The sequence below is a fragment of the Actinomycetospora lutea genome (assembly GCF_028737205.1).
GTDB classification, from domain to species: Bacteria; Actinomycetota; Actinomycetes; order Mycobacteriales; family Pseudonocardiaceae; genus Actinomycetospora; species Actinomycetospora lutea.
The window spans coordinates 167,366-180,312 of record NZ_JAQZAL010000002.1 but is presented as its reverse complement, the minus strand read 5'-3'; the positions used below and the strand labels follow the sequence as shown (position 1 = coordinate 180,312).

12 protein-coding genes are annotated in these 12,947 nt (G+C 73.1%); 10 read left to right on the top strand and 2 right to left on the bottom strand.

All coding sequences use genetic code 11. The features are described 5' to 3' along the window. Positions 1-11: 11 nt before the first annotated feature. Together PHK61_RS03490 and PHK61_RS03485 are read left to right on the top strand one after the other, a co-directional pair. The gene (locus tag PHK61_RS03490) at positions 12-1,304 is read left to right on the top strand and encodes a hydroxyacid-oxoacid transhydrogenase (protein WP_274279569.1); all 1,293 of its coding nucleotides are present in this window, start codon (positions 12-14) and stop codon (positions 1,302-1,304) included. A gap of 19 nt (positions 1,305-1,323) precedes the next feature. Further along, positions 1,324-1,773 (top strand): FmdB family zinc ribbon protein, encoded by a 450-nt coding sequence (locus PHK61_RS03485; protein ID WP_274279568.1) that lies wholly within the window; start codon positions 1,324-1,326, stop codon positions 1,771-1,773. Positions 1,774-1,799: 26 nt separating this feature from the next. Here PHK61_RS03485 and PHK61_RS03480 read toward each other — a convergent pair whose 3' ends face one another. Then, positions 1,800-2,591, bottom strand: a complete 792-nt coding sequence (locus PHK61_RS03480) for a hypothetical protein (RefSeq protein WP_274279567.1) — start codon at positions 2,589-2,591, stop codon at positions 1,800-1,802. Positions 2,592-2,894: 303 nt separating this feature from the next. Between PHK61_RS03480 and PHK61_RS03475 the strand changes: the two genes are divergently transcribed. From PHK61_RS03475 to ctaD, 8 genes are read left to right on the top strand one after another with little or no spacing between them, the layout of a single operon-like run. Then, a complete protein-coding gene (locus PHK61_RS03475) occupies positions 2,895-3,839 on the top strand; it encodes a DUF3097 domain-containing protein (protein ID WP_274279566.1) in 945 nt (314 codons plus the stop codon). A gap of 41 nt (positions 3,840-3,880) precedes the next feature. Beyond that, complete coding sequence (locus PHK61_RS03470; protein ID WP_274279565.1) at positions 3,881-4,363, top strand: NfeD family protein; 483 nt, start codon at positions 3,881-3,883, stop codon at positions 4,361-4,363. Next, entirely contained in the window at positions 4,363-5,577 is a 1,215-nt protein-coding gene (locus PHK61_RS03465) for an SPFH domain-containing protein (protein WP_274279564.1), read from the top strand. Before PHK61_RS03470 ends, PHK61_RS03465 begins: the two co-directional genes overlap by 1 nt. 30 nt (positions 5,578-5,607) lie before the next feature. Then, the gene (locus PHK61_RS03460; protein ID WP_274279563.1) at positions 5,608-7,284 is read left to right on the top strand and encodes a glutamate--tRNA ligase; all 1,677 of its coding nucleotides are present in this window, start codon (positions 5,608-5,610) and stop codon (positions 7,282-7,284) included. A gap of 1 nt (position 7,285) precedes the next feature. Continuing rightward, on the top strand, positions 7,286-8,065 hold the full coding sequence (locus tag PHK61_RS03455) for an alpha/beta fold hydrolase (protein WP_274279562.1): 780 nt from the start codon (positions 7,286-7,288) through the stop codon (positions 8,063-8,065). Positions 8,066-8,108: 43 nt separating this feature from the next. Beyond that, the gene (locus PHK61_RS03450) at positions 8,109-8,504 is read left to right on the top strand and encodes a hypothetical protein (RefSeq protein ID WP_274279561.1); all 396 of its coding nucleotides are present in this window, start codon (positions 8,109-8,111) and stop codon (positions 8,502-8,504) included. A gap of 10 nt (positions 8,505-8,514) precedes the next feature. Next, entirely contained in the window at positions 8,515-9,564 is a 1,050-nt protein-coding gene (locus PHK61_RS03445; protein WP_274279560.1) for a DUF3616 domain-containing protein, read from the top strand. Positions 9,565-9,621: 57 nt separating this feature from the next. After that, positions 9,622-11,388, top strand: coding sequence for an aa3-type cytochrome oxidase subunit I (ctaD, locus tag PHK61_RS03440; protein WP_274279559.1), 1,767 nt, complete (start codon positions 9,622-9,624; stop codon positions 11,386-11,388). Positions 11,389-11,395: 7 nt separating this feature from the next. On the opposite strand, the gene PHK61_RS03435 is transcribed toward ctaD, so the two are convergent. After that, a complete protein-coding gene (locus PHK61_RS03435) occupies positions 11,396-12,865 on the bottom strand; it encodes an NAD-dependent succinate-semialdehyde dehydrogenase (protein ID WP_274279558.1) in 1,470 nt (489 codons plus the stop codon). Between the last annotated feature and the right edge of the window lie 82 nt (positions 12,866-12,947).

Below are 12,947 nucleotides of genomic sequence, written 5' to 3'. Positions count from 1 at the left end.
AGCTCACCGGTATGACCGTCCCCCCGGTTCCCACCGAAGAATCGGTGTTCACGTGGGGCGCCCCGCCGCTGAAGTTCGGCGCGGGCGCCTGCGACGAGATCGGATTCGACCTCGCCCAGTACGGCGCGAAGCGGATCCTGCTGATCACCGACCCCGGCATGCAGCAGACGGGCCTGCCCGACCGCATCGCCGACCAGATCCGCCGCTACGACATGACCGTCGAGATCTTCGACGGTGTCCACGTCGAGCCCACCGACGACTCGATGAACAAGGCCGTCGGCTACGCCACCGAACAGGGCCCGTGGGACGGGTTCGTGGCGGTGGGCGGCGGGTCGGCGATCGACACCGCCAAGGCCGTCAACCTGCTGACCACCCACCCCGGCGACCTGATGGACTACATCAACAAGCCGGTGGGCAAGGCGCAAGTGCCGCCTGGTCAGCTCAAGCCCCTCATCGCGGTGCCCACCACCGCGGGCACGGGCTCGGAGTCCACGGCGATGTGCATCCTCGACGTGCTCTCGCTGCGCGTGAAGACCGGCATCAGCCACTGGCGGCTGCGCCCGACGATGGCCGTGGTCGACCCGCTGCTGACGATGACGCTCCCGCCGGAGGTCACCGCGGCGTCGGGGATGGACATCGTCTGCCACGCGCTCGAGTCGTACACGGCGCGCTGGTACACGACGTTCGACCGCAAGAAGCCCGAGGAGCGGGTGACCTACTGCGGCTCCAACCCGGTCTCGGACCTGTGGTGCGAGAAGTCGATGTCGCTGCTGGCCCGCTCGTTCCGCACCGCGGTCGAGCGCGGGGAGGAGGACGTCGACGCCCGGATGGACATGATGATGGCGGCGACGTTCGCCGGGATGGGATTCGGCAACTCGGGAGTGCACATCCCGCACGCCAACGCCTACCCGATCGCCGGGCAGGTGCGGGACTTCCACCCGGCCGGCTACCCGCAGGACGAGCCGATGGTCCCGCACGGCATGTCGGTGTCGCTGACCGCGCCGGAGGCGTTCCGCTTCAGCTTCGAGGCGGCGCCCGACCGGCACATGGCGGCGGCGCGGATGCTCGGGCCGAACGCCGAGACGCAGAACGACGCGTCGGAGCAGCTGCCGTACGTGGTCACCGAGCTGATGCGCGACATCCACATCCCCAACGGGATCGGCGAGGTCGGCTTCGGTGAGGGCGACATCCCCGACCTGGTGGACGGGACGATGAAGCAGCAGCGGCTCCTGGCCACCTGCCCCAAGATGCCCACCGAGGACGACCTCGCGGACATCTTCCGCAAGTCGATCGAGAACTGGTAGCCCGAGAGGGGGTGACACCGTGCCGATCTACGACTACCGCTGCGACTGCGGCCTGCGTTTCGAGCGGTTGATCGGCCGGGACGCCCCCGCGCCGGCGTGCCCGGAGTGCGGTGGCGAGACGCGCAAGGTGCCGTCCCGCCCCGCCCTGCACGGGACCGCCGACCCGGGGCCGTCCAAGGAGTACATGCCCCAGACCTGGAAGGGCACCTACCGCGGCGACCGGGAGTACGTCACCGGTCTGCAGCGGCAGTGGGACCAGCGCCAGAAGCTCGAGGCCAAGCACCCCGAGCTCCGCGGGGACACCCGTCCCGTGGCGGCCCACGAGGGTCGCTACGAGCAGGCGCCCCTGCGGGCGGGGGAGCCGTACATCGGCCACTCCTCGCCCGATCCCGCACCGACGAAGGAGTCCGGGGGCGGGGCCTCCGGCCACGGTCACGGTCACGGCCACGGGCACGGCCACGGGCACTAGGTGCTGACCGCCGCCCGGCCTGCGGGTCAGGCGGCGGTCAGCGCCCGCACGGTCTCGGCGACGGCCGCCACCCGAGCCGCGCGCACCGCGGTCGCGAGCGGGCGCAACGCGTCGGTGCGGGCCAGCGTCGCCGAGGCGGACACCGCGCCGCCCGGGTCGTCGCCGGACGCCGCCACGAGGATCGCCTCGACCTCGTCGGCGTGCTGGAGCACCCGTAGCGGGCGTCCGGGCGTGCCGGCGGGCCAGGTCGCGTGCGGCCGGCGCCGCAGCGCGGCGGCGATCTCCTCGCGCACCCCGGCCCGCGGGCGCGCCACGTCCATGGCGGCGAGGGTGTCCGCGGCGTCGCGCACCGAGCCGCGCAGGTCGTGCTCGGCGTCGGAAAGGCTCGGGTGCGCGGCGGGCGGCACCTCGTCGACGAGGTGCACGGTCCAGCGCAGGACACCGTCGGCGACCGGGGCCGGCACGGTGGCGAGCCCCGCCCCGGCCAGCACCGCGCACTCGCCGGCCTCCATCGCCGCGACCCGCAGCGCGTCGGGCCCGGGCAGCCCGCGGACGTCGCCGGGCGCGGGCATGACGAGCCGCGCGTCGGGTCCGATCGGCGACACCCGCTGACGGGCGAGCACGAGGAGGGTCGCGAGGCCGGCGCCGGGGTGGTCCGGGGTCGGCAGGTCGGTCACCGCCGCGGTCGCGGCATCGGCGGCGACGACGTCGTGCGCCTCGGACCACGGACCCAGCGCGTCGAGGACGTCGTCGGCCGCGGCGGAGCCGGCGAGCCACGCCGCGGTCCACACGGCCAGGGAGGCACTCGCACAAGGCACCCGATCCACGGTACCGGGGCCCCCGAGACGTCGTTCCCCCCGAGGCGAGCGGCACGTTCCGCAGCCGTCGAGGCCGTGGATCCTGCGCTACGTGCCTCTCGTGACACGCGAGCTCGCCACCTTGATCTCTCGAGAGTGTCGCGAGCGTCGCCGCGCCGTCAGCACCCTCGCGAGGTTCACCGGCGAGCGAGGGACTCCCTCGCTGCGTCCCACGCAGCCAGGGTGACCCTCGCTCCACAGAGAGGCGAGGGCGCGCGGGCGTGTCGACCCCGGACGATCACCGTGCGCGGATAGCTTCCCTCCGTGGCGAGAACGCAGGGCCGGGGGATGCACGGCTCCACCGGCGACCCCGGATTCCGTTCGACCGGCGGGGCGGTGCGCGCGCCGTCCCGGGGTGGCGGCGGTCCGTCGTCGGGTGCCGGGCGCACCGGCGGGCTGCCGGGGCTCGCGCCGCACAGGCCGGCCCGCGAGGTCGTCACCGTCGTCGCCGAGCCGGGGCTGGTCGTCGAGGACGCCGCGGAGACCTTCTGCGGCGCGGTGATCCGCGCCGACATCCGCGAGGTCGTGCTCGAGGACGCCGCCGGGCGCCGCCGGCTCTTCCCGAACAAGCCCGCCGCGTTCCTCCACGAGGGGCGCCCGGCGACCCTCGTCCCGCCCCAGCGGTCGGCGGCCACCGAGAAGGCCCCGCAGCGCTCGGCGTCGGGGTCGCGGCGCGTCGAGGACGTCCGCGCGAGGACCGCGCTGCCGCACCGGATCTGGGTCGAGGGCCTGCACGACGCCGAGATCGTCGAGCGGGTCTGGGGCCACGACCTGCGCGTCGAGGGCGTCGTCGTCGAGCCCCTGCACGGTGCGGACGTGCTCGTCGAGGCCGCGCGGGAGTTCGGGCCCGGCCCGGACCGGCGCCTCGGGGTGCTGGTCGACCACCTCGTCACCGGGTCCAAGGAGTCGCGCATCGCCGAGGGGCTGCGCCGCGAGCTCGGCCCGGCGGCCGCCCACGTGCTCGTGCTCGGCCACCCCTACATCGACATCTGGGAGGCCGTGAAGCCCGCCACCGTCGGCATCCGCGCCTGGCCCACGATCCCGCGCGGGATCGAGTGGAAGCGCGGGGTGTGCGAGGCGCTGGGCTGGGGTGACGAGCGGGCCGGGGCCCGCCGGGTGCTGTCGGCGGTGTCGAGCTGGAACGACCTCGAGACGCCCCTGATCACGGCGATGGAGCAGTTGATCGACTTCGTCACCGTCGATCCCTGAACTCACGCTCGCGGCAAGTGGTCTCTGGCACACTCGCCGGTGTGATCCCGCTGCTGTGGGCGATCGCGGGGGTGGTGCTCGTCGCGGTCGAACTCGTGACCGGCACCTTCGTCCTGCTCATGCTCGGGCTCGCCGCGCTCGTCACCGCCGGGGCCTCCGCGCTCGGTGCCCCGCTCGGGGTCGACGTCGCCGTCTTCGGCCTGTCCGCCCTGGTGCTGATCCTGCTCGCGCGCCCCGCGCTGCAGCGCCGCTTCCGCACCGACCGCCCCGAGGGCGTGAACGCCGGCCCGCAGGCGCTGCTCGGTGTCGACGCCGAGGTCGTCGACGCGATCACCGCGGGCGACGCCGGCACCGTGCGCATCGGCGGCGCGCTGTGGACGGCACGTGCCCTCCACGACGGCGACGCACTGGCCACCGGCGACCCCGTGGTCGTCGTCGACATCCGCGGGGCGACCGCCGTGGTCACCGGGCCGTCGTCCGGCCCGCACCACCCGTCCCGCCCGCCCCTCCAGGGAGAGAGCTGATGGAGCCCGCGACGCTCGTGCTCTACGTGGTCATCGCCGCGGCGCTGATCCTCATCATCACGGCGGTGGTCAAGAGCATCACGGTGGTCCGCCAGGCCGAGGCCGCGGTCATAGAGCGGCTCGGGCGCTACCAGCGCACCGCGGCCCCCGGGCTGACCTTCCTCGTGCCGTTCATCGACCGCATCCGCGAGCGGGTGGCGCTCTGGGAGCAGGTCGTCTCGTTCCCGCCGCAGCCGGTGATCACCCAGGACAACCTGACGGTCTCGATCGACACCGTCGTCTACTACCAGGTCACCGAGCCGAGCAACGCCGTCTACGAGATCTCCGACTACATCAACGGCGTCCAGCAGCTCACCACGACGACGCTGCGCGACGTCGTCGGCGGCATGAGCCTGGAGGAGGCGCTGACCTCCCGGGAGACGATCAACTCGCGCCTGCGCCGCGCCCTCGACGACGCCACGGGGCCGTGGGGCCTGCGGGTGGTGCGCGTCGAGCTCAAGGCCATCGACCCGCCGCCGTCGATCCAGGACTCGATGGAGCGGCAGATGAAGGCCGACCGCGAGAAGCGGGCGATGATCCTCACCGCCGAGGGCCACCGCGAGGCGGCGATCGCCCAGGCCCAGGGCAACAAGCAGGCCGCGATCCTCTCCGCCGAGGGCGCGAAGCAGGCCGCCATCCTCGAGGCCGAGGCCGACCGGCAGTCCACGATGCTGCGCGCCCAGGGCGAGCGGGCGGCGCAGTACTACCAGGCGCAGGGCGAGGCCAAGGCCATCGAGAAGACCTTCGCCGCCATCAAGGCCGGCCGCCCGACCCCGGAGATGCTGGCCTACCAGTACCTGCAGACGCTGCCGCAGATGGCGCAGGGCGAGGCCAACAAGGTCTGGATGGTGCCCAGCGACTTCGGCAAGGCGCTCGAGGGCTTCACCAAGATGCTGGGCGCGCCCGGCGAGGACGGCGTCTTCCGCTACACGCCCTCGCCGGACGACGGCACCCCGATCGCGCGGCCCGGCGAGACCGACGCCGACGTCGCCGACTGGTTCGACACCAGCACCGACCCGGAGATCGCCAAGGTCGTCGCCGCCGCCGAGCAGCGCGCCGAGGCCGCGACCTCCGCGGAGCCCCCGGAGGTGGAGCGCAGCGGAACCCGACCCTCGGCGGAGTCGAACGGCGCCGCGGGACGCCACGCCACCGGGGACCTGCCCGACACCGTCTGAGGGCGCCGGCACCTCGTAGGATCGGGCCTCATGCTCGATCGCGCCCTCGTCGACGGCCTGTTCCCGGCCGACCTGCCCGAGCCCGCCGAGCTCGAGGAGCGCTATCCCCCCCGCGCGCTGGCCGACGGCGCGCTGGTGACGCGCTTCGGCCCGAGCCCGACGGGGTTCGTGCACATCGGCGGCCTGTACACCGCGATGGTGTCGCGCGACCTCGCGCACTCGACCGACGGCGTCTACGTGCTGCGCATCGAGGACACCGACCAGAGCCGCGAGGTCGAGGGCGCCGACGAGCAGTTCCGGCGCGCGTTCGAGGCGTTCGACCTGGTGCCCGACGAGGGCGACCTGGAGATCGGAGCGCTCGCGGCCCCGCGCGGCGACTACGGCCCCTACCACCAGTCGGCGCGCGCGGCGATCTACCAGGCCTACGTCCGCGAGCTCATGCGCCAGGGGAAGGCCTACCCGGACTTCGCCACCAAGGACGAGCTCGCGGAGATCTCCGGCGCGCAGCGCACGCTCAAGCTGCCCACCGGCTACTACGGCCGCTGGGCACCGTGGCGGGACGCCTCGCCCGAGGACGTCCAGGCAGCTCTCGACGCCGGCAAGCCCTGGGTGGCGCGGTTCCGGTCCGAAGGCAAGGTGGGGGAGCGGTTCGCGTTCACCGACCGCCTGCGCGGACGCGTCGAGATGGAGGACAACCACAACGACGTGGTCATCCTCAAGACCTCGGAGAGCCCCGTACGCCTCCCGACCTACCACTTCGCGCACGCCGTCGACGACCACCTCATGCGCACGAACCTGGTCGTGCGCACCGAGGAGTGGCTCTCGTCGGTGCCGACGCACCGTCAGCTGTTCGCCGCGCTGGGCTTCGAGCCGGTCGACTACGCGCACCTCGCGCCGCTGATGAAGCAGGAGGGCGGGTCGAAGCGCAAGCTGTCGAAGCGCAAGGACCCCGAGGCGTCGGTCGACTTCTACCTCGAGGCCGGGTTCCCGGTGCCCGCGGTGCAGTACTACCTGCGCGGGCTCGCCAACCCCCGCCTCGCGGACATGCCGCTGCCCGAAGCACTGGTCACGCCGCTGCGCCTCGACGAGTTCGGGCTCGCCGGCCCGCTGGTCGACACAGTGAAGCTCTCCGACATCTCCGCCGACCACATCGCCGCGCTGCCCGGGCCGGACGTGCTCGCCGGCGTGCGGGTGTGGGCCGCGGAGTACGACCCCGAGATCGTCAAGGTGCTCGACGCGAACCCCGAGCTCGCGGCGGCCGCGATCGACGTCGAGCGGGTCGGCGTGGAGAACCCGCGCAAGGACCTCGCGAAGTGGTCGGACTTCCGCGAGGCCTACGGCTTCTTCTTCCCCGAGCTCTTCACCGACGTCACCGACCCCGCCGACGAGCGCTTCGGCGGCCTCGACCCGTCGCTGGTGCGCACCGTCGCCGCGGATCTGGCGGACACCTACACCCACGACGGCGACCAGCCGACCTGGTTCCAGCAGATCCGCGACCTCGCGAGCCGGCACGGCTTCGCCCCGAACCCGAAGACGTACAAGAAGGACCCGGACGCCTACCCCGGCATGCTGCGCGACGCCGCCAACGTGGCCCGCGTGGCGATCACCGGGGCGCAGCGCAGTCCGGACCTCTACGAGGTCACCCGAGCGCTCGGTGCCGACGAGGTCGTCCGCCGGTTGCGGGCCCTGGCGAGCTCGGCGGGCTGAGGTGTACGTCCGCACCGACGACGGGCGCCGGATCGCCTACGACCGCGAGGGGTCGGGCGGTCGCCCGCTGGTGCTCGTCGGCGGGCTCGGCCAGATGCGGGTCACCGACCCGGCGACGCGCGCGCTGACCAGCGAGCTCGCCGGCCGCGGCCTCGACGTCGTGCACCACGACCGGCCCGGCCGGGGCGAGTCGACCGGCGAGGCCCCGTTCACGCTCGCCGGGGAGATCGCGGCGATCCGGGCCCTGGTCGACGAGCTGGGCGGGCGGGCCGCGCTCTACGGCAGCTCCTCGGGCGGGGCGATCGCGCTGGCCGCCGCGGCGCAGATGCCGGGCGTCGACGCGCTGGTGCTGTGGGAAGTGCCGGTCGGCACCGACGGCGGCGACGAGGCGCGCGCCTGGCACGACGGCATCGTCGAGCGCGCCGCGGCGGGCGAGCACGAGGCCGCGCTGCGCTTCGCCATGGACGGCATGCCCGCGGAGTGGCTCGACGCGATGCTCGCCGGGCCCGACCGCGAGCGTTACCTGCGGATCGCGCCCACGATGGCCGCGGACGCCGAGGCGCTGGCGTGGGCGGGCGACGCGCTGGCCGACGGCACCCTGGCGCGGGTGACCGTGCCGACCACCGTGCTCACCGGCAGCACCGCCTGGCCGTTCCTCGTCGAGGCCGCCGACGCGCTGGCCGCCGCGCTGCCCGACGCGGAGCGCGGCGAGGTGCCGGGCGCCGAGCACGGCTGGGAGCCGGCGGACCTGGCGCGGGTCCTGGTCGACACGCTGACCTGATCCGCCCGGAACATTCCGGCCGGCTCGGACCGTCACAGCGGGCATGATCGCCCCCTTCGGTTCCCCCGCCGGCGCGCTGGCCCTCGTCGTCCTCGCGGGCAGCCTGCTCGCCGGCTGCAGCGGCGGCAGCAGCACCTCGGTGAGCTGCAGCGGCGCCACGTGCCGGGCGACGGTCAGCGGCGCCCCGGTCGAGGTCTCCCAGCCCGACGCGAACCAGTCGACCCGGACGCGCAGCAGCAGCACCACACGGCGCCCGGCGCGGAACAATGACGGCGTGGACTTCGGAGTGAACGCCATCGGGCCCGGTTGGGTCGACGTCGAGGACGACGGCACCGTCACGCGCATCCCGCAGGGCGGGTCGTTCGTGGAGGACGGGTCGACCGTGCGCCTCGAGTCGTCCGACGGCCGCACGGCCGTCTTCACGTTCCAGAAGCGCTGAGGTGGACGCGATGAACCCGCTGCCGGTGCGCCTGGAGCTCGGCGCCTACGCCCCGACCGCCGGCGTCGACCTGTCCGGCGTCGCGGTCACGGGCGACACCATGTTCCTCGCCCCCGACGAGGGCTCCGCCCTGCTGCGGCTGCGTCGCGAGCCCGGCGGCGGGTCGCTGGGCTGGGAGGCGCCCGAGGAGGTCCCGCTCACCGAGGCGGTGGCGCTGAAGGGCGAGCCCGAGGACGAGGTCGACGCGGAGGGCCTCGACGTGGTCGACGGCTGCCTCTGGGTCGCCGGCTCCCACAGCGCCAAGCGCAAGCGGGTCCGTCCCGGTACCCCGCCCGACGAGGTCGGGCCGAGGATCGCGGACGTCTCCCCGGAGCGCTCCCGCCGGGTGCTCGCCCGCCTGCCCCTGCGCGACGGCCCGGACGGGCCGCGGACCGTGCGCGCGGGCACGGAGGTCCCCGGGCTCGGCGAGGCCGCGCGGCTGCCGTCGGGCCGGCGGGGGCTGTGGGGCGCGCTCGCCGACGACGAGCACCTCGGGCCGTTCCTCGGCATCCCGGGCAAGGACAACGGGTTCGACATCGAGGGCGTCGCGGTGCGCGCGGCGCACCACGGCGGGGGCGTGGTCCTCGGGCTGCGCGGCCCGGTGCTGCGCGGGTGGGCGGTGCTGCTCGAGGTCGCGGTGCACGCCGAGGGCCCGAAGCTCGTGCTCGACGGCCTGAGCAAGCACTTCGTGGACCTCGAGGGACTCGGCGTGCGCGACCTGGCGCGTGACGGCGACGACCTGCTCGTGCTGGCCGGGCCGACGATGGTGCTCGACGGCCCGGCGCGCGTCCTGCGCCTGCGCGGGGCGGCGGCGACCCCCCTCCCGCCGGCGATCACCGCGGGCGAGGTCGAACTGGTCACCGAGGTGGCGGTGGGCCGCGGCTGCGACCGCCCCGAGGGGCTCGCCGTCCTGCCGGAGGGCCTGCTCGTCCTGCACGACACCCCGGCGCCCCACCGCCTCGAGGGCGAGTACCTCGTCGGCGACCTCTTGCCCGGGCCCGGAGCCGCTCCTACCGTGTGAGCTGGGCCACTTCCACACCTCGTTATCCGTCGCCGGGACCGAGGAGCTCTGCCGACCATGGCGACCACCGCACGCCGGGCACCCACGCCGATCGTCACCACGCCCTACCCGGCGCGCAGGGCGAGACGCGGGACGGGGTTCGCGCACTACCTGCGCACGACGGACCCCAAGGACATCGCGATCCTGTACCTCGTCACGTCGTTCGCGTTCTTCATGGTCGGCGGGCTCATGGCGCTGCTGATGCGCGCCGAGCTGGCCCAGCCGGGTCTCCAGATCCTGTCGGTGGACCAGTACAACCAGCTGTTCACCATGCACGGCACGATCATGCTGCTGCTCTACGCGACACCGATCCTGTTCGGCTTCGCCAACTACATCGTCCCGCTGCAGATCGGCGCCCCCGACGTCGCGTTCCCGCGGCTCAACGCCTTCTCGTACTGGCTGTTCCTCTTCGGCGGGACCATCGTGCTGACCGGGTTCTTCACCCCGGACGGCGCCGCCGCCTTCGGCTGGTTCGCCTACACCCCGCTGTCGGGCATCACGCACTCGCCGGGCCTCGGCGCCGACCTGTGGTTGCTCGGCCTGGTCGTCGCCGGTCTGGGCACCATCCTCGGCGGCGTCAACTTCGTCACCACCATCGTCTGCCTGCGCGCCCCGGGCATGACCATGTTCCGGATGCCGATCTTCACCTGGAACATCCTGGTGACGGTCATCCTCGTGCTGATGGTGTTCCCGATCCTCACCGCGGCGCTGCTCGGTCTGGAGGCGGACCGGCACCTCGGCGCCCAGCTGTTCGCGCCCGAGCACGGCGGGGCGATCCTGTGGCAGCACCTGTTCTGGTTCTTCGGGCACCCCGAGGTCTACATCGTCGCGCTGCCGTTCTTCGGCATCGTCACCGAGGTCTTCCCGGTGTTCAGCCGCAAGCCGATCTTCGGCTACAAGACCCTCGTGTTCGCCACCGTGGCGATCGGGGCGCTCTCGGTGGCCGTGTGGGCGCACCACATGTTCGCCACGGGGGCGGTGCTGCTCCCGTTCTTCGCCTTCACGACCTACCTCATCGCCGTGCCGACCGGCATCAAGTTCTTCAACTGGATCGGCACCATGTGGCGCGGCCAGCTGACGTTCGAGACGCCGATGCTGTTCGCGGTGGGCTTCCTGGTGACGTTCCTGTTCGGCGGCCTCACGGGCGTGCTGCTGGCCAGCCCGCCGCTGGACTTCCACGTGTCGGACTCGTACTTCGTGGTGGCGCACTTCCACTACGTGCTGTTCGGCACGATCGTGTTCGCCACCTACGCCGGGATCTACTTCTGGTTCCCGAAGATGACCGGCCGGATGATGGACGAGCGCGTGGGCAAGTTCCACTTCTGGCTGACGTTCATCGGGTTCCACATGACGTTCCTGGTGCAGCACTGGGTGGGCAACGAGGGCATGCCGCGCCGCTACGCGGACTACGCGGCCACCGACGGGTTCACCGTCCTGAACACGATCTCCACGATCGGGGCGTTCATCCTCGGGGCGTCCACGTTGCCGTTCCTGTGGAACGTGTTCCACAGCTACCGCTTCGGGCGCCCGGTGGAGGTCGACGACCCCTGGGGGCACGGCAACTCGCTGGAGTGGGCCACCTCGTGCCCGCCCCCGCGGCACAACTTCACCGAGCTGCCGCGCATCCGCTCCGAGCGCCCCGCGTTCGAGCTGCACTACCCGCACATGGCCGAGCGGCTCCGGCTCGAGGGTCACATCGGGACCTCGGCCCCCGCCGTCGGCGAGGCGGCGGCCGGGGCTGCCGGTCCCGAGCACCTCCCCGAGGGCGACCCCCGGAACCGGTGAGGCGGCTTCACTCCACGGTCATCGCGACGTACTTGATCTCCAGGTACTCCTCGATACCGACGCTGCCGCCCTCGCGGCCCAGGCCCGACTGCTTCCAGCCGCCGAACGGCGCGCCGGCGTTGGAGACCATGCCCTGGTTGAGCCCGACCATGCCGGCCTCGAGCCGCTCGGACAGGCGGACCGCCCGGCTGAGATCGCGGGTGTACAGGTAGCTGACCAGGCCGAACTCGGTGTCGTTGGCGGCCCGGATCGCGTCGTCGTCCTCGGTGAACGTGAAGATCGGCGCCACCGGGCCGAAGATTTCCTCCTTGGCCAGGCGCGCCGAGGTCGGCACGTCGGCGAGCACCGTCGGCGGGTAGAAGTAGCCCGCGCCCGAGGGCACCTCGCCGCCCGTGCGGACGACCGCCCCCTTCTGGACGGCGTCGTCGACGAGCTCGGCGACCTTGTCGCGCTGGTCGGCCTCCACCAGCGGGCCGACCTCCACGCCCTCCTCGGTGCCGCGGCCCACCCTCATGTCGCCCATGCGCTCGGTGAGCTTCTTCGTGAACTCCTCGGCGATGTCGGCGTGCACGTAGAAGCGGTTGGCCGCGGTGCACGCCTCGCCGATGTTGCGCATCTTGGCGAGCATCGCGCCCGCCACGGCCTCGTCGACGTCGGCGTCGGCGCACACGACGAACGGGGCGTTGCCGCCGAGCTCCATCGAGGTCTTGAGCACCTGCTCGGCGGACTGCTCGATCAGCCGGCGCCCGACCTCGGTGGACCCGGTGAACGAGAGCTTGCGGATGCGCCCGTCGCGGATCAGCGGCTCCATCACCTTGCCGGTGGAGGACGTGGTGACGACGTTGAGGACGCCGTCGGGCAGACCGGCCTCGGCGAGGATGTCGGCGAGCTTGAGGATCGTCAGCGGCGTGAGCCCGGCCGGCTTGATCACCATGGTGCAGCCCGCCGCGATCGCCGGGCCGATCTTGCGGGTGCCCATGGCCAGCGGGAAGTTCCAGGGCGTGATCAGCAGGCACGGTCCGATCGGCTGGCGCATCACGAGCACCCGGCCGCTGCCCGTCGCGTTGACCTTCCACTCGCCGGCGATGCGCACGGTCTCCTCGGAGAACCAGCGGAAGAACTCGGCGGCGTAGGTGATCTCCGCCTTCGACTCGGCGAGGGGCTTGCCCATCTCGAGGGTCATGAGCAGGGCGATCTCGTCGGCCCGCTCGGTGACCAGCTCGAAGGCACGGCGCAGGATCTCGCCGCGCTCGCGCGGGGCGGTGGCCGCCCAGGAGGGCTGGGCGGCCGCGGCGGCGTCGAGCGCGGCCATCCCGTCCTCGGGCGAGGCGTCGGCGACGTCGCAGAGGAGCTCGCCGGTCGAGGGGTCCTCGACACCGAACGTCCGCCCGTCGGTCGCGTCGCGCACCGACCCGCCGATGATCAGGCCCTTGGTGACCTCGTCGATCACTCGGCGTTCGCGGTCCGTCTCGGCCATGGGTCCCCTCCCGTCAGCTGCCCCGACGCGCGGGGCCGGTCGGACGGCGGAGTGCCCTGGGGACAGGAGGGCTACGCGTGCA